Source organism: Mycobacterium sp. (assembly GCF_019247635.1).
Taxonomy (GTDB): Bacteria; Actinomycetota; Actinomycetes; order Mycobacteriales; family Mycobacteriaceae; genus Mycobacterium.
On record NZ_JAFBAR010000062.1, the window covers coordinates 1 to 26821 of the forward strand.

Annotated in this window: 22 protein-coding genes and 1 tRNA gene; 8 read left to right on the forward strand and 15 right to left on the reverse strand. The window is 67.3% G+C overall.

Annotation, left to right across the window (positions count from 1 at the left end; genetic code table 11):
• Window positions 1-167: 167 nt before the first annotated feature.
• From JO236_RS08855 to JO236_RS08865, 3 genes are all read right to left on the reverse strand, one after another.
• Window positions 168-244 (reverse strand) — tRNA-Met (locus JO236_RS08855).
• A gap of 900 nt (window positions 245-1144) precedes the next feature.
• Entirely contained in the window at window positions 1145-4120 is a 2976-nt protein-coding gene (locus tag JO236_RS08860; RefSeq protein ID WP_293327512.1) for a UPF0182 family protein, read from the reverse strand.
• A 55-nt stretch (window positions 4121-4175) separates the two neighbouring features.
• Window positions 4176-5198, reverse strand: coding sequence for a PDZ domain-containing protein (locus tag JO236_RS08865; RefSeq protein ID WP_293327516.1), 1023 nt, complete (start codon window positions 5196-5198; stop codon window positions 4176-4178).
• Window positions 5199-5279: 81 nt separating this feature from the next.
• Here JO236_RS08865 and JO236_RS08870 point away from each other — a divergent pair, with 81 nt between their 5' ends.
• Together JO236_RS08870 and JO236_RS08875 are read left to right on the forward strand one after the other, a co-directional pair.
• Window positions 5280-6668 (forward strand): zinc-dependent metalloprotease, encoded by a 1389-nt coding sequence (locus JO236_RS08870; RefSeq protein ID WP_293327519.1) that lies wholly within the window; start codon window positions 5280-5282, stop codon window positions 6666-6668.
• A gap of 20 nt (window positions 6669-6688) precedes the next feature.
• Window positions 6689-7573 carry a cyclodehydratase gene (locus tag JO236_RS08875; RefSeq protein ID WP_416362196.1) on the forward strand — a complete coding sequence of 295 codons (885 nt, stop codon included), beginning with the start codon at window positions 6689-6691 and terminating at the stop codon, window positions 7571-7573.
• Here the strand turns inward: JO236_RS08875 and JO236_RS08880 are convergent.
• Entirely contained in the window at window positions 7570-7743 is a 174-nt protein-coding gene (locus JO236_RS08880; RefSeq protein ID WP_293327522.1) for a hypothetical protein, read from the reverse strand. The two genes, JO236_RS08875 and JO236_RS08880, sit on opposite strands and share 4 nt — an antisense overlap.
• Before the next feature lie 160 nt (window positions 7744-7903).
• Between JO236_RS08880 and JO236_RS08885 the strand changes: the two genes are divergently transcribed.
• Window positions 7904-9247, forward strand: coding sequence for an ABC1 kinase family protein (locus JO236_RS08885; protein ID WP_293327525.1), 1344 nt, complete (start codon window positions 7904-7906; stop codon window positions 9245-9247).
• Between the two features lie 65 nt (window positions 9248-9312).
• On the opposite strand, the gene JO236_RS08890 is transcribed toward JO236_RS08885, so the two are convergent.
• From JO236_RS08890 to JO236_RS08900, 3 genes are all read right to left on the reverse strand, one after another.
• Window positions 9313-9579, reverse strand: a complete 267-nt coding sequence (locus tag JO236_RS08890; protein ID WP_293327527.1) for a WhiB family transcriptional regulator — start codon at window positions 9577-9579, stop codon at window positions 9313-9315.
• Window positions 9580-9723: 144 nt separating this feature from the next.
• A complete protein-coding gene (locus JO236_RS08895; protein WP_293327529.1) occupies window positions 9724-9906 on the reverse strand; it encodes a hypothetical protein in 183 nt (60 codons plus the stop codon).
• Window positions 9907-10011: 105 nt separating this feature from the next.
• Entirely contained in the window at window positions 10012-12099 is a 2088-nt protein-coding gene (locus tag JO236_RS08900; RefSeq protein ID WP_293327603.1) for an ATP-dependent DNA helicase UvrD2, read from the reverse strand.
• 108 nt (window positions 12100-12207) lie between these two features.
• Between JO236_RS08900 and mrx1 the strand changes: the two genes are divergently transcribed.
• Window positions 12208-12462: a mycoredoxin Mrx1 gene (gene mrx1 / locus JO236_RS08905; protein ID WP_293327531.1), complete on the forward strand. Its 255-nt coding sequence runs from the start codon at window positions 12208-12210 to the stop codon at window positions 12460-12462.
• 9 nt (window positions 12463-12471) lie between these two features.
• Here the strand turns inward: mrx1 and nudC are convergent, their stop codons facing one another.
• Genes nudC through JO236_RS08925 form a run of 4 tightly spaced genes read right to left on the reverse strand, consistent with a single transcriptional unit; the run spans window position 12472 to window position 20968 of the window.
• Window positions 12472-13404 (reverse strand): NAD(+) diphosphatase, encoded by a 933-nt coding sequence (gene nudC, locus JO236_RS08910; RefSeq protein WP_293327534.1) that lies wholly within the window; start codon window positions 13402-13404, stop codon window positions 12472-12474.
• Window positions 13405-13440: 36 nt separating this feature from the next.
• Window positions 13441-14511, reverse strand: a complete 1071-nt coding sequence (locus JO236_RS08915) for a potassium channel family protein (RefSeq protein WP_293327536.1) — start codon at window positions 14509-14511, stop codon at window positions 13441-13443.
• Between the two features lie 56 nt (window positions 14512-14567).
• Entirely contained in the window at window positions 14568-17834 is a 3267-nt protein-coding gene (locus JO236_RS08920; RefSeq protein WP_293327539.1) for an ATP-dependent helicase, read from the reverse strand.
• Window positions 17831-20968: an ATP-dependent helicase gene (locus JO236_RS08925; protein ID WP_293327542.1), complete on the reverse strand. Its 3138-nt coding sequence runs from the start codon at window positions 20966-20968 to the stop codon at window positions 17831-17833. Before JO236_RS08925 ends, JO236_RS08920 begins: the two co-directional genes overlap by 4 nt.
• A gap of 149 nt (window positions 20969-21117) precedes the next feature.
• On the opposite strand from JO236_RS08925, the gene JO236_RS08930 reads away from it, so the two are divergent.
• From JO236_RS08930 to JO236_RS08940, 3 genes are read left to right on the forward strand one after another with little or no spacing between them, the layout of a single operon-like run.
• Window positions 21118-21333, forward strand: coding sequence for a hypothetical protein (locus JO236_RS08930; protein ID WP_293327545.1), 216 nt, complete (start codon window positions 21118-21120; stop codon window positions 21331-21333).
• Window positions 21334-21337: 4 nt separating this feature from the next.
• Complete coding sequence (locus JO236_RS08935; protein ID WP_293327546.1) at window positions 21338-22117, forward strand: alpha/beta fold hydrolase; 780 nt, start codon at window positions 21338-21340, stop codon at window positions 22115-22117.
• 2 nt (window positions 22118-22119) lie between these two features.
• Window positions 22120-22416 (forward strand): MGMT family protein, encoded by a 297-nt coding sequence (locus JO236_RS08940; protein WP_293327549.1) that lies wholly within the window; start codon window positions 22120-22122, stop codon window positions 22414-22416.
• Here the strand turns inward: JO236_RS08940 and JO236_RS08945 are convergent.
• The 3 genes from JO236_RS08945 to JO236_RS08955 form a co-directional block, all read right to left on the reverse strand.
• The gene (locus JO236_RS08945; RefSeq protein WP_293327552.1) at window positions 22413-23267 is read right to left on the reverse strand and encodes a TIGR02569 family protein; all 855 of its coding nucleotides are present in this window, start codon (window positions 23265-23267) and stop codon (window positions 22413-22415) included. The genes JO236_RS08940 and JO236_RS08945 overlap by 4 nt on opposite strands.
• 36 nt (window positions 23268-23303) lie before the next feature.
• Window positions 23304-24461, reverse strand: a complete 1158-nt coding sequence (gene moeZ / locus JO236_RS08950; protein ID WP_293327607.1) for an adenylyltransferase/sulfurtransferase MoeZ — start codon at window positions 24459-24461, stop codon at window positions 23304-23306.
• 104 nt (window positions 24462-24565) lie between these two features.
• Window positions 24566-25606 carry a DUF3152 domain-containing protein gene (locus JO236_RS08955; protein ID WP_293327555.1) on the reverse strand — a complete coding sequence of 347 codons (1041 nt, stop codon included), beginning with the start codon at window positions 25604-25606 and terminating at the stop codon, window positions 24566-24568.
• A gap of 206 nt (window positions 25607-25812) precedes the next feature.
• Between JO236_RS08955 and JO236_RS08960 the strand changes: the two genes are divergently transcribed.
• Entirely contained in the window at window positions 25813-26493 is a 681-nt protein-coding gene (locus tag JO236_RS08960) for a TetR/AcrR family transcriptional regulator (protein ID WP_293327557.1), read from the forward strand.
• Here the strand turns inward: JO236_RS08960 and JO236_RS08965 are convergent.
• Entirely contained in the window at window positions 26480-26737 is a 258-nt protein-coding gene (locus JO236_RS08965) for a DUF3107 domain-containing protein (RefSeq protein ID WP_293327560.1), read from the reverse strand. The two genes, JO236_RS08960 and JO236_RS08965, sit on opposite strands and share 14 nt — an antisense overlap.
• Window positions 26738-26821: the final 84 nt, after the last annotated feature.

A 26821-nucleotide genomic window follows, 5' to 3' on the forward strand; every position in this document is an offset into this window, starting at 1 on the left:
CCGCGCCCTGCACCGCGACACCGGCCACCTCATCCGCAAACTCGTCTTCGACCCCACCCGCGACTACCAAACCCCGCGGCGTCAAATGCGGAAGCTCCCCACAAAACCGGCCAAAGGTGTAAACCATGTCTCGGGACACCTGTCAACGATGTCTCGAGACACGACAATGGTAGCGGGGACAGGATTCGAACCTGCGACCTCTGGGTTATGAGCCCAGCGAGCTACCGAGCTGCTCCACCCCGCGTCGGTAAACGCAAGGTTACCTAACGCCGGGGAACCACACCAAATCGCGGGTTCAACGCCTCGACGGTCGCCACGAGTGTGGGCGCACGGCGTGAGCGACACCACTACCTGAAGTCGTCCATCCAGTCCATTGAGCCTTAGATCCGAGTAGTGATCGTGTCGCGTTGAACAGACCCCGCGGTATGCCGGAGACTGCAACGAGCGCGCCCAAAGCATGCATGCCTCGGCGATCACGTTGCCGGCTTCGTGCGGGTATCGAGAATGCTGTCGAGTGCAGATGCAGATTCCGGGTTTTCCCGACCAGATTCCAGCGCTCACCCTGCGGCGGTAACTCGATCAGGTCCACGAGCGCGCTGCAGACCTTCATCCAAGCCGTCGAGGCGCAAATATATTGACCCCGTTGGCATTACGGCGGCTGGCAGACCGCGCTGTCGTGATGGACTCCATTCGGGCCAGCTGCTGTTGAGGATGATGTCGATACAGTCGTCGCGGACGAAGGCCGAATAGTAATGCTGCAACACGTCCGCGTTCACGGCGCCGAAGGTGCTGCGGGGACGGTGCTTCATGCCATCGGCAAAGTGCGCCAGGATGTCGTGTTGAAATTCGCCCGCGGGTGGGCAGCAATTACTGCGCCAAGAGTTTCGGCGGTCAGGCCGTGACGACCGATACCCGCTGTGGGCAAGGCGATTTCGGCCTCGAGGAATTCAGGTATCTCGGGCGGGGTGTGCAAAGCGATGCTCAACCAGACCTTGCGGGCATCGAACGCGGCGGAGCCGCGGTAGCATCCCGGGTCTGGTCGCAGCCCCCGCCACAAGACCTCCCGACGAGCGTGCACAGAATGCCGATGTTTGCGGCGTGCCGCCGTACAGACACGCACGCTCGCGACCAGAAAGGCGGGAAGCTACTTGGTGTTGTTGAACTTGGTGATGGCGTCGTCGAGCCGCTGCAGCGCAGCCCCGTACGCTCCGAAGTCACCCTTCTTCTGCGCATCCCGCGCAGCACTGATCGCCGCCTGAATATCCTGCAGCGCAGCGGCTTTGGCTGGCGACAAGGTCACCCCCGCTTCGGGAGCAGGCGGGACCGCCGTGGGCGGCGACGGCCCGGGGCCATTGGCGGGCGGGGGGTTGGCCAGCGGTACGGGCGGTGTCCCGACGTCGGCGGGTGCGATCCCGGCGGCCGTCGCACCGGCACCGGCCCCGAACAGTCCCGTCAGCGCGTCACTGACGGTAGGCCCGTATCCGATCTTGTCCTTGTACATCATCGCGACCCGGATCAGACGCGGGTACGACGACGCGGCGTCACTGGCGCCCGGGGAGGCATAGACCGGTTCAACGTACAGCAAACCGCCCTGCGCCAACGGCAGCGTCAGCAAGTTGCCCCACTTGATCCGGTTTTGGTTGTCGCGCCCGATGACCCCAAGGTCCTGGGACACCGCGGGGTCGGTGGTGATGGCGTTATTGGCCAACTTTGGACCGTTGACGTTGCCGGGAATGGTCAGCACGGTGATCTTACCGTACGTCGCGGGGTCGCAACTGGCACTGATGTAGGCGGCCAGGAAGTCCTGTTTGAACCTGTTCATCGCGCTGGTCAGCTGGTATGACGCCGAATTATCGTTCTTCAGAATGTTTTTCGCGACGATGTAATAGGGCGGCTGATAGCTGCTGGCGGTCGGATTCGGGTCCAACGGCACGTCCCAAAAGTCCGACGTGTTGAAGAACGTCACGGGGTCGTTCACGTGATACTTGGCCAGCAGCATGCGCTGCACCTTGAACAGGTCTTCGGGATAGCGCAGGTGCTCGGCAAGCTCGGGGCTGATCTCACTCTTGGGGCGGACGGTCCCGGGGAAAACCTGCATCCAGGCCTTTAGCACCGGGTCCTGTTCGTCCTGCTGATATAGCGTGACGGTGCCGTCGTACGCGTCCACCGTGGCCTTCACGGAGTTGCGGATGTAGGAGACCTGCTTGTCGGGCGCCAGTCGGTTGAAGGCGACCTCAGTGGAATCCGCGGTCGCCGAGGACAAGGAGGTGAGTTCGGAGTACGGGTAGTTGTCCAGCGTGGTGTAGCCGTCCAGGATCCACACCAGTCGCTTGTTGACGATCGCGGGATACACCGCGCTGTCGGTGGTCAGCCACGGCGCCACCGCCTCCACCCGCTGCGCCGGATCGCGGTTGAACAAAATCTTGCTGTTCGAGCCAATCACACTGGAAAACAAGAAATTTCGCTCGGCGAACTTGGCGGCGAACACGCTACGGGATATCCAGCTGCCGATCGGGACCCCACCGCTGCCGGTGTAGGTGTATCGCTTGGTGTCGGTGTTGGTCTCGTAGTCGTACTCGCGGTCATCCCCGTTCTTTCCGACGATCGCATAGTCGGCCGAGGTGTTCGAGAGCACTGGTCCGAAATAGACCCGCGGCTGGTCCAGGGGTGCCGGGCCGTCGGATACCACGGTGCCGTTCGCCCCCACGACGTTGACTAGGAACTGGGGGTAGCCGCCATTCTGATTCGGGTCGTTGGCGATGCCGCGCACCGTGTTGGCCGGAGACGCGATGAATCCGTTCCCGTGGGTGTAAACAGTGTGCCGGTTGATCCAGTCGCGTTGGTTGTCGATCAACCGGTCCGGGTTGAGTTCGCGTGCCGCGACGACATAGTCCCGCAGGCTTCCTTCACGGTCGAGGTAGCGGTCTATGGACAGTTGCTCGGGGAAGTAGTAGAAGTTCTTGCCCCGCTGAAATTGGGTGAACGCCGGGCTGACGATCGTTGGGTCGAGCAGTCGGATGTTCGACGTGGTGGCGCGGTCGCCGGCGACCTGCTGGGCGGTGGCGGGGGCATCGCCGCTGTAGTTGCGATAGCTCACCAGGTCGTCGGTCAGTCCATACGCTTGCCGGGTCGCGGCGATACTTCGCGAGATGTACTCGCTTTCCTTGCGCGCGGCATCGGGTTTCACGATCAGCTGCTCAACGATCAGCGGCCAACCCGCCCCGATGATCATTGACGACAACAGCAGCAAAACCAGGCCGATAGCGGGAATCCGCAAGTCCCGCAACGTGATCGCGGAGAAGACGGCCACCGCACAGATCAGCGCGATCGTCATCAAAATCAGCTTGGCCGGCAGCACGGCGTTGATATCGGTGTAGCCCGCGCCGGTGAACGGCTTGCCGCCGCGCGTGTGCGACAGCAACTCATACCGATCCAGCCAATAGGCGAGGGCCTTCAACAGCACCAACAGACCCACCAGGGTGACCAGCTGGATCCGCGTCGAGCGGCTAAGCGCGCCGGTCCGCCCGGACAAGCGAATCCCGCCGAAGATGTAGTGCGCCAGCAGATTTGAGATGAGGGCCAAGAAAACCGCGATGAACAGGTAGCTGAGGACCAGGCGGTAGAACGGCAGCTCGAACGCGTAGAAGCCGAGGTCCAACCCGAATTGCGGATCGCGGACCCCGAAGGAGCCGCCGTGCAGGAACAGCTGGACCCGAACCCAGTAGCTCTGCGCGATGATCCCGGCCAGCAGACCGATCGCCGCCGGGATGCCGATGCCCACCAGCCGCAGTCGCGACAGCACCAGCGCGCGGTACCGCGCCACCGGATCGTTGTCGTGGTTGGGGACGAAGACCGGACGGGTCCGGTACGCCACGGCCAGGCCGGCGAACACGATGCCGCCGACCAGCACACCGGCCGCCAGGAACACCACGATGCGGGTGACCAGCACGGTGGTGAACACGGAGCGATAGCCCAGTTCACCGAACCACAACCAGTCGACATAGCTGTCGATCAGGCGTGGACCGGTGAGCAGCAGAGCGATCACACCGAGGGCGATCATGATCAGAATCCGGCTACGCCGAGTCAGTTTCGGCATCCGTGCGGTGGGCCGCATCCCCACTAGCTACGCTCCCTGCTCAGTTTGGCTGACGTCACAACTGTACGCAGTCGTCGAGCTAGCAGCTCGGGGTCGGCGCCCCCGACTGCAACGCGTGCAGCGCGTCCACCGCTGAAGTGAGAGTCTCCACCTTGATCAGCCGCAGGCCGGTTCGGTTGTCGGCACTCGCCTCATAGCAGTTCTTCGCCGGCACCAGAAACACTGTCGCGCCCGCGGCGCGGGCCGCAACCATCTTGTGGGTAATGCCGCCGATGGGGCCCACCTTGCCGTCGACGGAGATGGTCCCGGTGCCGGCAATGAACGTCGAGCCTGCCAGTTCGCCGGTGGTGAGTTTGTCGACGACCGCCAGGCTGAACATCAGGCCAGCCGAGGGGCCGCCCACATTGGCCAGGTTGAAGTCCACCACGAACGGAGCCCATGGCGCATCGAGCACCGCGACACCCAGGAACCCGTAGTCACGGTCCTTATTGGTGCCGAGCGTGATCTCCGCGACGCCGGCCGGTTCATTCTTGCGGCGATAGTCGATTGTCACCACCTGACCGGGCTTGGTGTTCTTCAGCAATGACGTGAACTGCTCGACGTTGGTCACGGGAGTGCCGTTGACCATGTCGATGGCGTCGCCGGCCTTGAGCTTTCCGGCCGATGGGCCCGGGTCGCTGACGGTCGCGACGGTGACAGCGGCCTTGTAGTTGAGGTAGCCCAGGGCCGCGTACTCGGCGCTGTCCTCGGAATTCTTGAAATCGGCGTTGTTGGCCTTATCGACGTCCTCGCGGGATTTGCCCGGCGGGTACACGAGATCGCGGGGCACCAGCTGCTCTTCACCGGAGAGCCACAGCGTCAGCGCTTCACCCAGAGTCAGGTCGTCGCGCTGGGACACCGTCGTCATGTTGAGGTGCCCTGAAGTCGGGTGGGTTTGGGTGCCCTCGATGTCGACGACCTGCTTTCCGTCGACTTCACCGAGGGTGTCGAATGTGGGGCCAGGTCCCAGCGAAACGAATGGCACCGTCACCACGGCCAGCAACACGCCGAAGACCAAGATGGGCACCAGGGCGACCAGCAAGGTCAGAATCCGCCTGTTCACGCCGATTACACTAGACGGGCATTCAGCTACAAGCGTGATGGGGAATCGCGCGTTCCTTTCGCCGGTGAGTACCGTTGAGTCATGCCTGACGTGCCTTTCGGTTTCTCCTCCGGACGCGACCCCGGGGACGACGAACCCGGGCGCGACAAGCCCGGCAAGGACGGTCCCGAATCCGGTTCGGGTGCGTCCGATCCGTTTGCCGCGTTCGGCCTGAGTGGCGACTTCGGCATGGGCGACTTGGGCCAGATCTTTACCCAGCTGGGTCAGATGTTCAGCAGCGCGGGCACGACGATGGCCGGGGGCAAGGAGTCGGGCCCGGTCAATTACGAACTGGCGCGCAGCGTGGCGTCGAGCTCCATCGGCTTCGTGGCACCCATCCCTGCCACCACGAACTCTGCGATCGCCGACGCGGTGCACCTCGCCGAGACCTGGCTGGACGGCGCCACTGCGCTGCCCGCCGGCACTGCCAAAGCGGTGGGCTGGAGTCCGGGCGACTGGGTCGACAACACCCTGGAGACCTGGAAGCGGCTGTGCGATCCGATGGCCCAACAGATCTCGACGGTATGGGCGGCGGCATTGCCCGACGAAGCCAAAAGCATGGCCGGACCGCTGCTGTCGATGATGTCGCAGATGGGCGGCATGGCATTCGGCTCGCAGCTGGGCCAGGCGTTGGGCAGGTTGTCCCGCGAGGTGCTGACGTCGACCGACATCGGCCTGCCGTTGGGCCCCAAGGGAGTGGCCGCGATACTGCCGGAGGCGGTCGAAGCTTTCGCGGCGGGACTCGAGCAGCCGCGCAGCGAGATTATGACGTTCCTCGCCGCACGCGAGGCGGCGCATCACCGGCTGTTCAGCCACGTACCGTGGCTGGCCAGCCAACTTTTGGGCGCCGTCGAGGCATACGCCATGGGGATGAAGATCGACATGACCGGCATCGAGGAGCTGGCGCGCGACTTCAACCCGGCATCCCTGTCGGATCCCGCGGCTATCGAGCAGCTGCTCGGTCAGGGAGTGTTCGAGCCCAAGGCCACGCCGGCGCAGACGCAGGCGCTGGAACGCCTCGAGACACTGCTCGCGCTGATCGAGGGCTGGGTACAGGTGGTGGTGACCGCGGCGCTTGGCGACCGAATCCCGGGTGCGGCGGCGCTCAGCGAGACGCTGCGACGGCGCCGGGCCAGCGGCGGTCCCGCCGAACAGACCTTCGCTACGTTGGTCGGCCTGGAGCTGCGGCCTCGCAAGCTGCGGGAGGCCGCGGCACTCTGGGAGCGCCTGACCGAGGCCGCCGGGGCGGACGCCCGCGACGCCGTCTGGCAACACCCCGACCTGCTGCCCGCCGCGGATGACCTCGACGAGCCGGCGCGTTTCATCGACCGAATCATCGGCGGCGACACCAGCGGTATCGACGAGGCGATTGCGAATTTGGAAGCGCGGCTCGAGCAGGACGGCGAGAACCCGGGTCCTGTGGAGAACTGACTGGGGCGAGGGCGCCGGGCATGGCACAGTTGCTCGTCATGCCACCGGCCCCGTCCACCATGTACGCCTTGGACCCGGCGATGCCGGTGTTGCTGCGCCCAGACGGGTCGGTGCAGGTCGGCTGGGATCCCCGCCGTGCAGTGCTGGTCCGTCCGCCAGGCGGCCTGACGGCCGCGCAGCTGGCTGCGTTACTGCGGTCCATGCGCTCCCCGACACCGCTCGCCGAGTTGCAGCGCCTCGCCGGCGACCGCGGGTCTGTCGCTGCTGCCGGCCTGGCGAACCTGGTCGGGCAGCTGGTAGGCGCGGGAGTCGCGACTCGCGGCGATCAGCCGTCGTCGCGCGCTCGCGCGGCGTCGATCCGGGTGCACGGTAGTGGGCCGCTGTCAGACCTGCTGCTCGAGGCGCTGCACCGCTCCGGCGCACGGATTGCGCAGAGCAGCCAACCGCATGCGGCGGTGACGCCCGATGCCGTGGACCTGGTGGTATTCGCGGACTATCTGGTGGCCGACCCGCGCATCGTGCGCGATCTGCACACCCAGGGTGTCGCGCACCTTCCGGTGCGGGTGCGCGACGGCACCGGGCTGGTGGGGCCGCTGGTGATTCCCCACGTGACCAGCTGTTTGGCGTGCGCCGACCTGCACCGTAGCGATCGCGACCCCGCCTGGCCGGCCATCGCCGCCCAGCTGCGCGACACGGTCGGGGTGGCCGATCGGGCCACGCTGCTGGCGACCGCGGCGCTGGCGCTTAGCCAGGTGAACCGTGTGATCGCCGCGGTGCGCGGCCACGACAGCGCACCCGATGCACCGGCGGCGCTGAACGCCACTTTGGAGTTCGACGTCAACGCCGGCTCCATCGTCGCGCGGCAGTGGACGAGGCACCCGTTGTGCTCGTTGTGCTCGTGCTAACCCATACGCCCCTGGTCGGGGACGTTCGTCGAGATCGACGCGTAGGCCCCGGCAAGTTCTGCCAGCACCCCCTCGGTCAACGTGCGCTCATTGCGGTGCTTGTCCAGCGTTTCGATGATCGCTCTGAACAAGGCGTCGGCGGCATCGTGCTGGGTCTGCTTGGCGGCCATGGTTATTCGATACCACCCTTCGGGACGTGGTTTAGACGGGTCGCAGGAATGCGTCCTGCAGAAGGACAACATATCGTCGTCGACGCTGCGTCGAGGGGCGGAGCCAGGTGGTGGCATGCGCGGCGTTTGCCACGATCGGCGGCATGACGGGCTGACTGTCGTGGATGATGGGTGTGTGTCAGAAATCAAACGTGGCCGCGCGGCACGTAACGCCAAGCTGGCGAGTATCCCGGTCGGTTTTGCCGGCCGGGCCGCGCTCGGGTTCGGCAAAAGACTCACCGGCAAGTCCAAAGACGAGGTCAACGCCGAACTGATGGAGAAGGCCGCCCATCAATTGTTCACCGTGCTGGGCGAGCTCAAGGGCGGGGCGATGAAGGTCGGGCAGGCCTTATCGGTGATGGAAGCCGCCATCCCCGAGCAGTTCGGCGAGCCCTACCGCGAAGCGCTGACCAAGCTGCAGAAGGACGCCCCGCCGCTGCCCGCCGCCAAAGTGCACAAGGTTCTCGACGCGCAACTGGGCACCAAATGGCGCACGAGGTTCACGTCGTTCGACGACACGCCGGTAGCCTCGGCCAGCATCGGCCAGGTACACAAGGCGGTGTGGTCCGACGGGCGCGAGGTCGCCGTCAAAATCCAATACCCGGGCGCAGACGAGGCGTTGCGTGCCGACCTCAAGACCATGCAGCGAATGGTCTCGGTGTTCAAGCAGCTTTCGCCGGGCGCCGACGTGCAGGGCATCGTCGACGAACTGATCCAGCGCACCGAGATGGAACTCGACTACCGGCTGGAGGCCGAGAACCAGCGCGCTTTCGCCAAGGCGTATGAGGGTCACCCCCACTTCCTGGTTCCGCACATCGTGGCCAGCGCTCCGAAAGTGGTGATCCAAGAGTGGATCGACGGTGTGCATATGGCCGAGATCATCCGCAACGGCACGACCGAAGAGCGCGACCTGGTGGGCACGCTGCTGCTCGAGCTGACCTTCGACGCGCCACGCCGATTGGAGATGCTCCACGGCGACGCCCACCCCGGAAACTTCATGCTGCTGGCGGACGGACGGATGGGCGTCATCGACTTCGGTGCCGTAGCGCCTTTGCCCGGCGGCTACCCCGTCGAGCTCGGCATGACGATCCGGCTGGCCCGCGACAAGAACTACGACCTGCTGTTGCCGACCATGGAGAAGGCCGGGTTCATCCAGGCCGGCCAGCAGGTGTCGGTTCGCGAAATCGACGAAATGCTGCGCCAGTACGTCGAACCCATCGAGGTAGAGGTATTCCACTACACCCGCAAATGGCTGCAGCGGATGACGGTGAGTCAGATCGATCGCTCGGTGGCGCAGATCAAGACGGCGCGGCAAATGGACCTGCCGCCCAAGCTTGCGATTCCGATGCGGGTGATCGCGTCGGTGGCCGCGATCCTGTGCCAGCTGGATGCGCATGTGCCGATCAAGGCGTTGTCGGAGGAGATGATCCCTGGCTTCGCCGAACCCGACCCGGTCGTCGTCTAACGCTCGCCGAAGGGCGGGGCGCACTTCGGTGCGGAGACCTTCGGGGACCTTCGCCTAGCTAGTTTCTAGGCCGCCAATCCTTTGCGTGGGCGTCCGCGGGGGCGCTTGAACCCCACGATCGAGCCTCGCTCGAAGATCTCGCCGCCCCACACACCCCACGGCTCGGCCCGCTCCAGCGCAGCTGCCAGGCACTGACGCCGGACGGGACAGTCCGCGCAGAGGGTCTTGGCGCGTTCCAGGTCGGCCGGGGCGTCGGCGAACCATAGGTCGGGATCGCTGTCGTGACACGGCAGAACTGGCCGTGTGCGTCTGGGGACTGTCGGTGCCGACATGTCCTGTTCACCTGCTTCCTGGTCTGGTGGCTGTCCCTGTGCAGTGATCCGGACCAGGTTGGGCGGTGGTCGACCCAAAATGTTTGGCCACGGATCCGGGTGACTTCGGGTCCGTGGCCAGCTGGGGAGTATCGGGCTAGTTAGTTACGTATGGCCCCGATTCACGGACGCGTCAGTCGCGGCGGCGGTGCGGTGCTTGGCCGCGGCCGCCGGTACGGCGGCATGGGCCTGCGCGGCGGCCGCCGGTACGGCGGCGTGGGCGTGGGCGGCGCGGGTGGCGGCCACGCGTACACCGAACACGCCGCGGTTGAGCTTGCGAGTGATCACTAGGGGCCACCTCCTTTCACGCACCGGCCAGCAAGAACGCGATTTCGAGGGTAAACGCTAACACCTGTCGCTGACAAACGATTTTCTGACCTGCGGGTTCACCGCTCAACCAGATTGGCGTACCAGCCGCAGGACGTCGGATCCGTACTGCTCAAGTTTGCGGGCGCCGATACCCGGAATGGCGATCAGGGCAGCGTCGTCGGCGGGTCGCAACTCGGCGATCGCGATCAAAGTGTTGTCCGAAAAGACGATGTAGGCCGGCACGTCGTTTTCCTTTGCGGTGTCGAGCCGCCAGTCCTTGAGCGCGAGCAGCAACTCCTCGTCGACGTCGCCCGCGCAGGTTTCACACCGCCGCAGCATGACGGCCGCCGGGGTGGACAGATCTTTATTGCAGACCCGGCAACGGGCTGGGCCCCGGTTGCGTCGGGATTTGCTCGGCGCCGCCTCGACGCGGGTCTGCGGGGCGATGCCGTTGAGGAACCGCGACGGCTTGCGGCTCTGCCGCCCGCCCGCGGCCCGCGCGAGCGCCCAGCTGAGCGCCAAATGCACTCGGGCTCTGGTGATTCCGACATAAAGGAGTCGGCGCTCTTCCTCGACGGGTTCACTGTCGGGGCCGTGCGCCAACGCGTGCGAAATGGGCAAGGTGCCGTCGGCTAATCCGACCAGGAACACCGCGTCCCACTCGAGCCCCTTGGCCGCGTGCAGCGAGGCCAGCGTGACGCCTTGAACCACCGGCGGGTGCCGCGCGTCGGCTCGCACGCGCAGTTCGGCGACCAGGCCGGACAACTCCAAGCCAGGCTGCCGCGCCACTTCGTCGTCGACCAGTTCGGCCAACGCGCTCAGCGCTTCCCAACGGTCGCGCGCGCGGGTGCCGGTCGGCGGCTCCGCGGTCAGCCCCAACGGTTCCAGGACCGCGCGCACCACGTCGGGCAATGGGTCCGCCGAGCCATTTTCGGAAGCGCGCTCCGCGCTGCGCCGCAGGGCCAGCAGCGCCTGCTTGATCTCCTGACGGTTGAAAAACCCCTCGCCGCCGCGGACCTGATAGGCGATGCCCGCCTCGGTCAGCGCCTCTTCATAGACCTCGGATTGCGCATTGACCCGATAGAGCACCGCGATTTCGGAAGCGGGAGTGCCGTTTTCGATGAGCCGGGCAATCGAATGGGCGACCGCAGCGGCCTCGGCCGGCTCGTCGGGATGCTCGTGGAACGACGGAACCGGCCCCGGCTCGCGCTGGCCGGACAATTGCAGCTTGCTGCCTGCGACCCGGCCCCGCGCCGCGGCGATCACCCGGTTGGCCAGCGACACCACCTGCGGTGTGGACCGATAGTCGCGCTCTAAGCGCACCACCGTGGCGTCGGGGAAGCGCCGCGAGAAGTCGAGCAGGAAGCGGGGCGAGGCCCCCGTGAACGAGTAGATGGTCTGATTGGCGTCGCCGACGACGGTGAGGTCGTCCCGACTGCCCAGCCAGGCAGAAAGCACCCGCTGCTGCAGCGGCGTGACGTCCTGGTACTCGTCGACGACGAAGCAGCGATAGCGGTCCCGGAACTCCTCGGCGACGGCGGCGTCGTTTTCGATCGCGGCCGCTGTGTGCAGCAGCAGGTCGTCAAAGTCGAGCAGGGTGACGGCTTCGTCGCGGACCTTGAGGGCCTCGTAGGCGGAGTAGACGGCCGCGATATTGGCGGCGTCCAACGGGGTGTCCCGGCCGGCGGCGGCGACGGCGCTCGGGTACTCCTCCGGGCCGATCAGCGACGCTTTGGCCCATTCGATCTCGCCTGCGAGGTCGCGCACGTCGTCGGTGCTGGTGTTGAGCCTGCAGCGATTTGCCGCCCGCGCGACGATGGCGAATTTGGTGTCCAGCAGCTGCCAACCGGTGTCCCCGATCACTCGCGGCCAGAAATACCGCAGCTGTCGATGCGCGGCCGCATGAAAGGTCAGGGCCTGTATCCCGCCGACGTCGAGCGCGCGCAGCCGCGAGCGCATCTCCCCCGCCGCACGCTGGGTGAATGTCACCGCCAGGACTTGTCCGGCGGCGACGTGACCACTCGCGACGAGCTGGCCGATGCGGTGCGTGATGGTTCGGGTCTTGCCCGTGCCCGCGCCCGCGAGCACACAGACTGGCCCGCGCGGGGCCAGCACGGCTTCGCACTGCTCGTCGTCTAGCCCGGCGGTCAACGCATCTGTGAGCGTCGGCATGGTGTCCATCTTGGCTTCCATCTTGGCAGCGGTGACCGACAAACCGGGTGTTTCGCCACGCCGGGTCGGCGTCCGGAATGCCGCATCGCCACGCTACGTTTACCAACCATGACCAACGCTGGGCTTACCGTTTACAGCACCTCGTGGTGTGGCTATTGTCATCGGCTCAAGACGGCGCTGAAGGCGAACGGAATTGCTTACGACGAGGTGGACATCGAACAGGACCCCACGGCCGCCGAGTTCGTAGGCTCGGTCAACGGCGGCAACAGGACGGTTCCGACGGTGAAATTCGCCGACGGCTCGACGCTGACCAACCCGAGCGCGGGGGAGATCAAGGCGAAGCTGACCGAAGTCAACGGCTGATCCGTTGCGTCAGGCGAGCGCAGCCCAGGATTCGATGATCACGCGAGCGATCGAAATCGAGCCGGGCAGAAGCAGTTTCGAGTCGCCTGCGCTGCTCCAATCGCCGGCCTGCAGCGCCGCGCGCACCTCGTCGCGGGTGAACCACGCCGCCTCGGCGATCTCGCCGTCATTGAACGAGAACCCCTCGCCCGGATCACCAAGCGCATGAAAGCCGACCATCAACGAGCGCGGGAACGGCCACGGCTGGCTACCCAGGTAGCGCACATCACGAACGGTCAGGCCGATCTCCTCGCGGATCTCCCGGACCACGCAGACTTCGAACGATTCGCCCGCCTCGACGAACCCGGCCAGCAGTGAGAACATCCGCTCCGGCCACGCTGTTTGACGAGCCAGCACCGCACGGTCCCGGCCGTCATGGACCAGACAGATCACCGCCGGGTCGATGCGCGGGAACTCCTCGTGGCCGGTGACTGGGTTGACCCGCGACCAGCCGCCCCGTGCGGGTTTGGTCGGCGAACCGTCCAGCGCGCTGAAGCGGCTGCTCTCATGCCAATTCAGCAACGCGGTGGCTGACGAGACGAGTTGGCTGCTGGTGTCGTCGAAAATCGGGCCGAGACTGCGGATATTGACGACGTCGGCCCGGACCTCGGGATCCTCAGGCGCCTGCAGAGCGCCCCGAATGGCCCAGACGTGGCGGCCGCCTTCGATGCGGCCCAGAAACACCGCTTCGGGGGGCGGTTTGGCGCCCAGGGAGGCCGCCTCGCCGAGCACCACCCGGCCATTGGCTGCCAACACCTGATTGCGCGAATCCACCCGCAGCAGCGCGGCATTCACCCATCCGGCAGCGGCCGCCTCGATGTCGGTGCGCAATTGATCGGCCCGGTCGGCGCCGACGCGCGACAGCACCGGAACATTGTGCAGCTGAAAGTCCACGCTAGACATCCTGGTGGCGACCCGCCGCGCCCGGCTGCGCCACGGCTAGTGGCCCGCGTCCCGGATATACAGCAACCGGTCACTGGCTTCGATCGCGTCCACCTCGGGTGCGCCGACGCGCAACAGCCGCCCGTCGCGCACCACGCCGAGCACGACGTCTCGCAGATGCCTTGGGGAACCGCCGATCTCGGTCTGCTCCACCTCGCGTTCGACGATGGCCAGCCCGGCGTCGGGAGTGAGCAGATCCTCGATCATCTCCACGACGCTCGGCGTGGTAGTGGCAAGGCCGAGCAGGCGTCCCGCCGTTTCAGAAGAGACCACCACCGAATCCGCGCCCGATTGCTGCAGCAGGTGCTGGTTTTCAGCCTCCCGGATCGACGCGACGATCTTCGCCTTGGGCGACAGCTCACGTGCCGTCAAGGTGACCAGCACCGCGGTGTCGTCGCGATTGGCGGCGACGATGATCGAGGACGCGTGCTGTGCACCGGCCAGCCGCAAAACGTCGGCTTTGGTGGCGTCGCCGTGCACGGTGACCAGCCCGGCGGTCGCCGCCCGGTCGAGAGCCGCGCGGTCGGTGTCGACAACGACAATTTCGCCCCCGGCGGCCTCGTCACCGACCACCGCGGCGATCGCCGTTTTACCCTTGGTGCCGTAGCCGATGACCACGGTGTGGTTGCGCACTCTGCTCCTCCAACGCTGGATCTTCCACGCCTGTCGCGAACGCTCCGAAAGAACCTCGAGCGTCGTGCCGACCAGCACCGCCAGGAAGGTGATCCGCAGCGGCGTCATCACCACGATGTTGATCAACCGCGAAGATTCCGACAACGCGGTGATATCGCCGTACCCGGTAGTCGACAGCGACACCGCGGCGTAATACAAGCTGTCCAGGAACGTCAGTGGTTGACCCCGCACATCGCGGTAGCCACCGCGATCCAGGTAGACGATGACGGCGGCACCGAACAACACAACGAGGGCGATGGCCACTCGGCGCGAGATCACGCGGATCGGACTGGCGTGATCTTCCGGAATCCGCAGCACGCCGACCAGCAGATGACCGGGCTGGGCGGTCAGCGTCTCATCCAGACCGCTCAGTTGCCGCGCCTTATCGTTGCGCACAGCAACCCTTCATCGGCTGAAGCCCAGCGCACCACACGACAATCATGTAACCACGATCAGGCCACGTCGGGGCGGTCGGAGTCGGCGAGCAACGCCGCCAGCTCGGCGGCATCCGGAAGCTCGTCGGGGACGACGGTTCTACCGCTGCGTACGTAGTGGAACGCGGTGCGTACCGACTCCGGGGCGCAGCCCGTCAGCGCGGCCCACGCCAGCCGGTACACGGCGAGCTGGGTGGCCGCCTGGCGCAGGGCCGCCCGCCCATGCGGCGGCTCACCGGTCTTCCAGTCCACCACGGTGGCACCGCCGTCGGATTCGGCAAACACCGCGTCGATGCGCCCGCGCACCACGGTGTCGCCGATCGGCATTTCGAACGGCACCTCGACAGCGACCGGCGTGCGTGCGCCCCACTGCGATCCGGCAAATGCCGCCTGCAACTCGGACAGCTCCCGGGTGTCGCCGACCTCGGAGTCCACCGCACCGGGCAGGTCGCCGAGGTCGAACAGCAGCTCGCCGCCGTAGAACTGCTGGACCCAGACGTGAAAGGCATTGCCCAACAACGCATGTGGGTCTGGCCGTGTCGGTAGCCGACGCGTCAACCGTTGCGTGGCCCCTGCCGGGTCGCGCGCCAGATCCACCAGGCCGCTGACCGACACCTGGCCGGGCAGCGAGTGGACGGGCGGCTTCGACAGTCGCGCGCGCTCGGCCAACAACGCGTCGACGTCGGCGGCCCAGCTTTCGACGTCGGCGAATTCGGTGTCGACGCCGACCACACCGGCCATCGCGGCAGCCACCAGCGCGGCTCCGCGTTCGACGTCGTCACGCCGCGTGGCCAACGGATCCGCGGGCCACATCGCTTCGACGGCTTTATCCCGCAAGGGGTTTCGTTCACCCTCCGACGGTGCGGGAGCCCAGTGCTCGATGACGCCGCAGGGATCGCCGGCCGCGGCCGACTGGTCGATGACATCCTTGAGTTCACACAGGAAATCCGATGGCCCGCGCGGTTTGATGCCGGTCGAAGCCCAGTGATGACCGGATACCAGCAGGGTGTCCTCGGCTCTGGTTACTGCCACGTACAGCAGCCGACGCTCCTCGTCGACGCGCCGCTGCTCAAGCTGACCCCGATGGGCAAAGATCTTGTCCGACAGCTGTTTTCGATTTGTCACGTCGGCGGTGTCCAGCACCGGGACGCCGAGCGCGCCCGCACCGGCGCGATCACCGCGCAGCAGCGGTGGCAGTTCGGCGGCGTCGGTAAGCCAGGTGCTCCGCGACGCGGTAGCGGGGAACGTCCCGCCGGAGAGATGCGCGACCGCCACCACCTGCCATTCCAGGCCCTTGGCGGCGTGCACGGTAAGCACCTGAACCCGATCCTGGACGACGGCCAATTGGGCTGGTGGCAAACCATTCTCGGCCAGCTCAGCGGCATCGAGGTAGGCCAGCAGCCCGGCCACCGAGGTCCCACCCGTCCGCTGGGCATACGTCGCGACCACGTCGGCGAAAGCGTCGAGATGTTCGGCGCCGGCCCACTGCCCCGAGGCAGCTGATCTGGCCCGAACTTCGCAGTCCAGGCCAAGCACGCGACGCACCTCGGCGACCAAGTCGGGCAGGGAATGAACGAGGTGGCCACGCAATGCCATGAGTTCGTCGGCCAGCGCGGTGATGCGCCGATATCCAGCGGCGGAATACCTACCGGCGGAACCGGGGTCGGCGAGGGCGTCGGCCAGGCACGGGGCGTCGGGGTCCGCGCCGGCCGTCAGCGCGAGGTTCTTGGGCGGCGATGCCTCCGTTGATCGCGGGTCCGCGCCAAGAGCCACGGCGCGGTGCCACAGCGCGGCGATGTCGCGTCCACCGAGCCGCCACCGCGGACCGGTCAACACCCGCATCGCGGCTGCGCCGGCCGTCGGTTCGGCCACCAGGCGCAGCATGGCCACCAGGTCGGCGACCTCGGGTATGGACAACAGGCCGGCCAAACCGACCACCTCGACCGGGATACCGCGGTCACGGAGGGCTTCGGCGACGGGCGCGGCATCAGCGTTGCGGCGCACCAGCACCGCTGCGGTGGGCGGATTGACGCCCTCGGCACGGGCGCGCTCGTACTGCCGTAGCAGATGATCGGCGATCCAGTCGCGTTCGGCCCGCACATCGGGAAGCAACGCACAGCGGACGGTTCCCGGCGGGGCATCCGGACGGGACCGCAGCGCATGCACCGCGACCGACCGCCGTCGCGCCTCGGCGGAAATCGCGTTGGCCACGCGCAACGTCCGCGGCGGGTTGCGCCAACTGGTCCGCAACTCCAGAACAGGCGCCGGGGTGCCGTCGGACCGGGGGAAGTCGGTGGTGAAGCGAGGCAGGTTAGTTGCCGAGGCGCCGCGCCAACCGTAGATCGACTGAATCGGGTCGCCGACGGCCGTCAGTGCCAGCCCGTCGTCCACACCGCCGCCGAACAGCGACGACAACGCGACGCGCTGGGCATGCCCGGTGTCCTGATACTCGTCGAGCAGCACCACCCGGTAGCGGTCCCTCAGCTCGCGACCAACCTGGGGAAACGTCACCGCCAGCCGCGCGGCCGAGGCCATCTGCGCACCAAAGTCCATCACCTTCTCGCAGCGCATGCGCTCTTCGAGCGCGTCGAGCAACGGCACGAGCGCGGCGCGTTCGTTCTGCGTGCCCAGCATGCGCAGCAGCCACTGACTGGGGCCGCGGTCGCGTTGGTAAGGACCCGCGGGCAGCGTGCCGACCAGCCGTTTCAGCTCGTCGTGGGTGTGCTGCAGCTGGCCGGTGCCCACCAGGTGCTCGGCGAGCTGGCCCCGCAGCCGCAGCACGATCGACGTGATCGCCGCCGGGGTTTTGTCTGTCTGCAGCTCGCCGCGGTAGCCGCAGACCACGTCGTACGCCAGCTGCCACAGCTCGGTCTCGCTGAGTAGCCGGGTGTCGGGCTCGATGGGCAACAACAGGCCGTGGTCGCGCAGCAGCGAACCAGCAAAGGCGTGGTAGGTGCTGACCATGGGGACGCCCTCCCCGGCCGCGGGGTCACCGGCACCCAGGCCCACGCCGGCCAGCCGGGCCAACCGCGACCGGACCCGCCGCAAAAGTTGACCGGCCGCCTTGCGGGTGAACGTCAATCCGAGCACCTGGCCGGGGTCGGCGTAGCCGTTGGCGATCAGCCACACCACCCGCGCGGCCATCGTCTCGGTTTTTCCGGCGCCGGCACCGGCGATGACGACCAGCGGGCCCGGCGGCGCCGCGATGACCGCAGCCTGCTCGTCGGTTGGTGGTAAAAGCCCTAGCGCGCAGGCTAATTCGGCCGGATTGTAACGCGGGGTCACGATGCCGTCCCGTGGGCATGGGCCGGGCAGCTGGACCGTATCGGGCAGTGCGAGCATCCGTCGTTGCGGCGCGCGATGAACTGCGGCCCGGCGGTCGCGGCGGCGGCCCGCCGGACCAGGTCGCGCCAATCCTGAAGCATGGCCGGTGTCAGCGGGTCCTGTTCGCGCTCGGTGGCACCCGCGGCGCCCGTCTTTCCGATGTAGACCAGCCGAGCGCCGCCGGTCTCGTCACCGTCGGCCATCATGCCTTCGGCCACCGCCAGTTGATACGTCGCCAACTGGGCGTGTTGTTGCGCATCGTCCTTGCTGACCGGTGTTTTGCCCGTCTTCACGTCCACGATCACCAGCCGGCCGGCCGCGTCGCGTTCGAGCCGATCAACCCGGCCGCGCAACCGAACCTGGCCGCCGCCTTCGCGGGGTGTGCCCAACACGCCGTCGACGTCGACCTCGACACCCACCTCGGTCAGCTCTCCCCGAGTCTGGGCCCTCCACTCGACAAAAGCTCGGACCATGGCGCGGTGGCGCTCAAGTTCATTGGCCGAATACCAGTCGGAGTCGAAGGGCAGCCGCCGCCACAGCCGGTCCAGTTCGGCGATCAGGTGCGATTCGTCCTTGCCCGGCAAAGCGATCAACGCGTGCAGCACCGAGCCCAGGGTGGACCGCAGATCGTGGGCGTTGGTTCCGCCGTGCCGTTCGGCAAGCCAGCGCAGCGGGCAGTCGTGGAGGATCTGCAGGGTGGACGGGGTCAAGGTAACGAGATCGTCGCTGCCACAAAGCGGGTCACTGCTGCTGACCGGAATCAGTCCGTGCCATCCGGCCGGGTCGGCGCCGGGCACGCCGGCTGCGGCAAGCCGGGCCAACTGCGTTGCCGCACACGCGCGAGCGGCGTCGCTCACGCCGCCGTCGGGAGCGCACACCACGCCGCGCAACCTGCCCACCATAGCCGCCGCCGACAGCACACGCGGAGACGAAATAGGTTGCACTGCAACAGGATCTATGTCACCGGTGTCCCACTGAGCGATCTCGGAGACGAACGCCGACGGCAGAGCGGCCTCTTGTCCCGTACCATCCGTGTCGCTGTCCACGGCGGTCACCAGCAGCCGTCGCCGAGCACGGCCCATCGCCGCCACCAGCAATCGGCGCTCCTCGGCCAGCAGCGGCGCCCGCATCGAGGTGTCCTGCGCGACACCGTCGAGTTCGTCGAGCAACCGCTGGGTGCCCAGCACCCCGCCACGTGGAATGGTGTTGGGCCACAGCCCTTCCTGCAACCCCGCGATGACGACCAGCTCCCACTCGTGTCCCAACGCGGCGTGCGCGCTGAGCACCCGAACTCGCTCCGCGCCTGCCGCCGAGTCGCGGTCGACACGCGGCAACTGCAGCGCCGCGACGTGTTCGACGAGACCACCCAACGAGGCACCGGACGTGCGAGACACGTAGTGCTCGGTGATGTCGAACAGCTCGGTCACCGCTTCGAGGTCCCGGTCGGCCTGCGCGCCGGCCGGGCCACCGCGGTCGCTGGCGGCCAGCCAGCGGGGCTGCAGACCGGAACGATGCCAGGCCGCCCACAGCGTGTAGCGCGGATCCTGGCCTTGACCCGAACCCGGGTGGTGACAGCGCGCGGCGGCGGCCAGCACGGCGCACACCCGTCGCAGCGGGCGAGCGTGCGGTCCCGAGAGCGGTGCGTCGCCGGTCAGCGCCTGCACCAGCAGAGCACCCAGTGTGGCGGAGTCACCCTCGGAACGGGCGCGCCGCAGGGCCCGGTGCAGCTGGCGAAGCGAGACCGGATCGACACGACCGATGGGGCCGGTCAGCAGCGCCTGCGCCTGGTCACCGTCCAGACCGTCGGCCGTGGCCGCCAACACGGTGAGCAGCGCCTGGACTGCCGGGTTCTCCGACAGCGAGCCGCCGGTTACCGGAACGGTGACCGGAACCCCCGCGGCCGCCAGTGCGCGCGGCAAGTGCGCGGCCACCCGCGGCACCGATCTGACGATCACCACCATCTGTGACCACGGGAGGCCGTCGACCAGGTGCGCCCGACGCAGCGCGTCGGCGATCAACGCCGCCTCGGCGTGAGCGGATGCGGCCAGGCGCACCGTCACCGATCCCTCTTCGATTCCTGAGCCCTCGATCTGCCTGCCGCCGCCACCGCCGGGCAATCGACGGGCGATGCCGCTGACGGCACGCGCCACCGCGGGAGCGCAGCGGTGTGACACGGCCAACTGGACCGACGGCGACCCTTCGGCCAGTAGCCCGGCCGGCTCGCCACCCCGGAAGCCGAACACCGCCTGGTGCGGGTCCCCGGCGACCAAAGCCAGGTCGGCACCCGCGGCGAGTACCCGCACCAGAGTGGCTGCCTGCGGGTCGAGTTGTTGGGCATCGTCAACCAACAGCACTCGCACGCGGGCACGTTCGGCGGCCAGCAACTCCGGGTCGACGGCGAAGACCTCCAACGCGGCACCGACGAGTTCGGCGGCACCCAGCGCCGGCGTGGTGGCCTGCGGCGCCGCCATGCCGACCGCCGCCCGCAGCAACATCACCTGCTCGTACTGCCGCGCGAATCGGCCGGCGGCGGTCCATTCCGGGCGCCCGCACCGCCGGCCCAGCCGCTCCAGGTCCACCGGGTCCACGCCGCGTTCGGCGCAGCGTGCCAACAGGTTTCGCAGCTCGGCGGCGAACCCCGCGGAACTCAGAGCGGGCCGCAGCTGCGCCGGCCAAGCGTCCGGGCGGTCCTCGATGTCACCGACCAGCAGCTCGCGGATGATGGCGTCTTGTTCGGCGCTGCTGACAAGACGGGGAGGGGCGTCGCCAGCGCGCTCGGCGGCCCGCCGCAACACCGCGTAGGCGTAGCTGTGCACGGTGCGCACCAACGGCTCGCGGACCGCGGCGAGGCGGCCGCCGGCCGTACCCGACCGCAACAGCGCGGTCGTCAGCGTGCTGCGCGCCTGGATCCCGATCTTGCCGGAACCGGTGAGCAGCACAACGGATTTCGGATCAGCACCTGCGCTGATGCGGGCGATCGCTGCGTCGACCAGCAGGCTGCTCTTGCCGGTTCCCGGGCCGCCCAGGATGCGCACCGAGCCGCGCGTGCCGGGCTCGAGTACCGCGCGCGCCTCGACGCCCCAGGTGAATGACATAGCGGCATGCAATCACGAGGGTCTGACAAAAATCGGCCCAGCGCTGCCAGCGATATGCTGGGCCGCCCCGCCGAACCATCCGAGATGAAGTTCTTCCGCCTCGCCGGGATACTGGACACCAAAGCCGAAACACCTGAGGAGGAGTTTCGATGGTCAGGGACATCGGAGACATCGGAGATATCGGACCAACCGGCGATGTGCCCGAAGCCGACGCGGTCGAACAACACCAACTCGTCGTTGACGACGAAGCCGGCCTGGACACCGCCTACCTGAGCTCGGCCGACCGGGAGGCCAACGAGGCCGACTTGATCGACCAGGCCACCACCGTCGCCGACCCGGACGACGACTGGGACGTCGACCGCTGAACGCGTGACGGCCGACCTCCACGTGCACCGCTACGGGCCGTCCGGCCCGGTGCGGATGCTTGCGATGCACGGACTGACCGGACACGGCCAGCGCTGGCAGCACCTGGCTGGCTACGTGCCCGAAATCAGCATTGCCGCACCGGATCTGCTGGCCCACGGCCGATCGTCGTGGGCCGCGCCATGGTCGATTGACGCCAACGTCGCGGCGATGGCCGCGCTGCTCGACGAGCAGGCCGACGCGCCCGTGCTGGTGGTCGGACATTCGTTCGGCGGTGCGGTCGCCCTGCATCTGGCGGCCGTTCGGTCCGACCTGGTGGCGGCGCTGCTGCTGCTGGATCCCGCGATCGGCCTGGACGGCAAGTGGATGAGCGAGATCGCTGAGGCGATGTTTTCCTCCCCCGACTACCCGGACCCTGCGGAGGCACGTCGGGAGAAGACGGCCGGCTCCTGGGCGGACGTGGACCCCGCGGTGCTCGACGCCGACCTCGACGAGCACCTGGTCAAACTGCCGAACGGGCGGTACGGCTGGCGCATCAGCGTGCCGGCGATGATGTCCTACTGGAGCGAACTTGCCCGCGAGATCGACCTGCCGCCGGCCGGGACGCCGACGACGCTGGTCCGGGCGGCCTGGACCTCGCCGCCCTACGTCGGCGACCGACTGATCGACGGGCTCCGACAACGATTGGGTGCCGATTTCGAGCTGCTGGATTTCGATTGCGACCACATGGTCCCCCACGCCAAACCCGCGGAGACGGCGGCGTTGATCCGGAAGCGGCTGGGTTAACCGTGGCGCCGGTCACCGACGAGCAGGTGGAACGGGTGCGCGCGCTGGTGGCGGCCATCCCTCCCGGCCGGGTCGCCACCTATGGCGACATCGCCGCTGTCGCAGGCCTTTCCAGTCCGCGCATCGTGGGCTGGATCATGCGCACCGACTCCTCGGACCTGCCCTGGCACCGCGTGATCACCGCGTCCGGGCGTCCGGCGCGGCATCTGCGGACGCCGCAGCTGAGTCTGCTGCGCGCCGAGGGAGTGCTGGCTGTCGACGGCCGGATCGCGCTGGCCGCGGTGCGCCATGAGTTCTAGAGCGCCAACCGGACCAGAGCCGCGGTGCGGGCCAAACCCGGAAATGCCTCGGCCGTCGACCTCGGGTGCAGTGCGTGGACCGCCAAGCGAAACATCAACGCGCGCAACAACATCTGTGGCCACTCCGGCAATGCGCCCCACCGCTCGATAAGGCCGTCATCTGCGTCTCCCCAGGACAACGCGTCGATGACCACCACGCCCGCCGCCCAGGAGGCCGGACGCCAGTAGGGCGTGATGTCGGTGATCCCGGGCGCCGCGGTGCCGACGAAAAGCACTGTCCCGTAAAGGTCTCCGTGGACCAGCTGATTAGGGCTGCGGGTCGGCCTGCGCAACGTGGCGAGCTGATTGATCAGGTCGACGGAGCGCTGGGCGTCGGCGCTCGGCGGTGCCGTCCGCGCCCCCGGCGGCACCGACTGCAACGGCCGCTCCTCCCAGGCGGCTCGGTCGGCGGCAATGAAGACGTCGACGTCCGCCCACGGCGCTGTGGGTCCCTGAGTCAAGAATCGCGGGCGCTCCAATTTGCCGGTGGCCTCGTGCAATCGCACCGCCGCTGAAACGACCTCGTCGTGCCGGGGTTCCGGCGTGCCGGCTACGAATGTGTCCGCCCGCCAACCCGATACCACGTACCGCCCGTCGGTCGACCGCACCGGCCGAGCCAGCCGCACGCCGTCCACGAACAACGTTTCCCGCACGCGAGCCGACCAGGCCGCACGAGCATGGTCGGCAACCTGCGACAGCACGACTTCACCGCACCGCCAGCCGCCTTCCCAGCTGGCACCGAGTGGGGCGGGATTCACACCGGTCAAACCGAACGCCGCCAACACATGCTCGGGCGGCGGCTCGACTGTCACAGGGGTCAGACTAATAGAGCGCCTTCCCGGTTCCGGTCAATACACGACCATGTCGGGCTGCACCTGCTTGGCCCATGCCACGATGCCGCCCTGCAGATGGACCGCGTCGGCGAATCCGGCCTTACGCACCACGGCCTGCGCCTGGGCCGAGCGCACTCCGGTCTTGCAGTAGAGCACGGCCATGCGGTCTCGCGGCAGCTGCGCCAGCCCCTCCCCCGAGGAGATGAGCGACTGCGGGATAAGCTGCGCGCCCTCGATGTGCACGACGGCCCATTCCGCGGGCTCGCGGACGTCGATCAGGGCCAACCTCGTGCCGGAGTCCATCAGCGCACGCAATTCCCGCGGGCTGATGCTGGAGCCGGTAGCCAGGTCGTCCGCCACCGCGCCGCAATACTCTTCGTAATCAAGCAATTGAGTGATCTGCGGAGCGGACGGGTCCTTGCGGATCCTGATCGTGCGGTAGCTCATGGCCAGCGCGTCGTAGATCATCAACCGGCCCAGCAGCGTCTCACCAAGCCCGGTGATCAGCTTGATCACCTCGGTGCCCATCACGGACGCGACCGAGGCGCAGACGATGCCCAGCACGCCGCCCTCCGCGCAGGACGGCACCGTCCCGGGCGGTGGCGGCTCCGGGTACAGGTCGCGGTAGTTCACACCATGGCCGCCCGGCGCGTCCTCCCAGAACACCGACACCTGACCTGCGAAGCGGTAGATCGATCCCCACACGTACGGCTTGCCGGCCAGCACCGCCGCATCGTTGACCAGATACCGCGTGGCGAAGTTGTCGGTGCCATCGACGATCAGGTCGTACTGATTGAACAGGTCGACGGCGTTATCCGCGTGCAGCCGGACCTCGTGCAACCGCACGTCAACCAACGGATTGATCGCGGCGATAGACTCGCGCGCCGACCGGGCCTTCGAGCGCCCGAGGTCGGCGACCCCGTGGATGATCTGGCGCTGCAGGTTCGACTCGTCGACGACGTCGAAGTCGACGATGCCGATGGTGCCCACGCCTGCCGCGGCCAGGTAGAGCAACGTCGGCGCCCCGAGTCCGCCGGCGCCGATAACGAGCACGCGCGCGTTCTTGAGACGTTCCTGCCCCTCCAGGCCCAGCTCCGGAATGACCAGATGGCGGCTGTAGCGGGCAACCTCTTCCCGGCTCAGCGACGCCGCGGGCTCGACCAAGGGAGGCAACACACCATCGAGGTTAGGCGAAACCCTGCCTGCCGAGCAGACGCAAAGTCACCCCTTGTGGCAGGAAATCGGGTGTTTATGCGTCTGCTCGCGCTCAACGGGTCCTAGGCGATGGGGAACGGCCAGGGATTGAACCGGCACGTCTTGCCGTCCGCCTTGACGAAGTCGGGGTCGAACTTGGCGGCGTCGTTGTTGGACGTGGAAAACGTCTGCTGCATCATCACCGGGGCCAGGCCACCGTCCTTGTCGCACGGCTCGTGCCGGATATACCCGATGGCGTGGCCGACCTCGTGATTGATCACATACTGCCGGTAGGAACCGATGTCACCTTCGAACGGAACGGCTCCGCGCACCCATCGTGCTTCGTTGATAAAGACCCTCGACTGGCGGTCCGCTCCGTACGCCGGGTTGTAGCAGGAGGTCTCCAGCCGGAATTCATAGCCACACCCTTCACGCACCGTTACCGGCGACACGAGCGAAATCCGGAAGTCCGGCTTGCTCTTATCGGTTCCGTCGATGCGGACGAAGGCGAACTGCGGATTGTGCGTCCAGCCCTTGGGGTTGGCCAGCGTCTGGTCGACCATCTGGGCGAAGGCGTTGTCACCGCCGTACATCGTGGGGTCCAGACCGTTTTCGATTTCGACCGTGTAGCGGAATACCTTCGCCGTGCCCTGCCCGATCTGCGGCGTCGTGCCGGGAATGACATGCCAGGTCTTGTCGCCGGCTTCGGTGTACGCGCCGCCGTCGGGCAGCGTGCCGGCCGGAATATTGGCGTCGAAAGCCGCCAGGCCGCGCGGCGGGGCGTCCAGGATCGCCGTGCCCACCGCCCCGATGGCCGGCGGTCCCTGGATCGACGAGCGCATCTCGGCCTTGGGCGCGTTCGGGTTGGTGATCGTCTGATAGGCCACCACCGCGGTGAGCACGAGCAGCACGGGCAGGGCATAGGCGCGCCACCCATAGGTGGACACGAATCGCCCCAGCCAGGTCTGCTTGCGCCATTGACGCTGCCGGCCGCGGTCGACGCGGACTCGTCCGGCGTCGTGGGCCAGCGGATCACGCTGGGCCCGCAGTGGTTCGCGCCACCCTTCCCGCAACACCGGTACTCGGCCAGGGCCGCGCCCAGGCCCCGCCGGTTCGTGGGTCATTTTCCCAGGATTGCACAGCCGGGCCGGGTGGTCAGTCCTGGCGCGCCCTAACGGTCCTCGCAGTTACTGGTACCGCTAGTTCGGGTCGACTGAACGTTAACGGTAGTAATGTCGTGGCGACACATGTACGGGCGTGGGGTTTACAAAGGGGTTGAAAAGGGGTTGAAAGTGGCCCTCCCAAACAACGCACTTCAGATTGAGGACCGATGAGCGATCTCGCCAGGGCAGCGCAGCGGCGCTCTATCAGAGCAGTCGATCGCGGTCGGCCGGCCGAGCCCGCCGCCAACCGGCGCGGCAACCGACTGCCCCGCGACGAACGTCGGGGCCAACTGCTTGTCGTTGCCAGTGACGTCTTCGTCGACCACGGCTACCATGCGGCCGGAATGGACGAGATCGCCGATCGCGCCGGCGTCAGCAAACCTGTTCTGTACCAACACTTTTCGAGCAAGCTCGAGTTGTATCTGGCGGTGCTCAATCGGCACGTGGAAAACCTGGTGTCCGGCGTCCAACAGGCGCTGAGCACCACGACCGATAACCGGCGCCGGCTGCACGCGGCGGTCCAGGCGTTCTTCGACTTCATCGAACATGACAGCCAGGGTTACCGGCTCATCTTCGAGAACGACAACGTCACCGAGCCCGAGGTGGCCGCTCAGGTTCGGGTGGCCACCGAATCGTGCATCGACGCAGTGTTCGACCTCATCAGCGAGGATTCCGGGCTGGACCCCCACCGCGCGCGGATGATCGCGGTGGGCCTGGTCGGCGTCAGCGTCGACTGCGCGAGATACTGGCTGGACAGCGACCGGCCCATCTCCAAATCCGACGCCGTCGACGGCACCGTGCACTTCGCCTGGGGCGGACTATCGCACGTGCCGCTTACCCGCTCTTAGCGCCTTTCCCGGAGTCCGCCCCGATCCCGAAGCCGACCCGGCGAGCGTCGGCGACGCCGATCTCGACGTAGGCGATCTTGGCGGTGTTCACCAGAAAACGACGGCCGCGCTCGTCGGTGAGTCCCAGGAGACCAGCGTCCTCGCTCAACGCGGCGTTCACCAGCTTCTCCACCTCATCGGGTGTCTGCGCACTGGAAAAGATCAGCTCGCGTGGACTGTCCGTGATGCCGATCTTGACCTCCACGGGTGGCCCCTTTCCGTTTGACGTTGGTCTCGCATGCGTGCTCTGCAGCAGGCTAGTGGACGAGTCCGGTGTGCCGCAGATGGA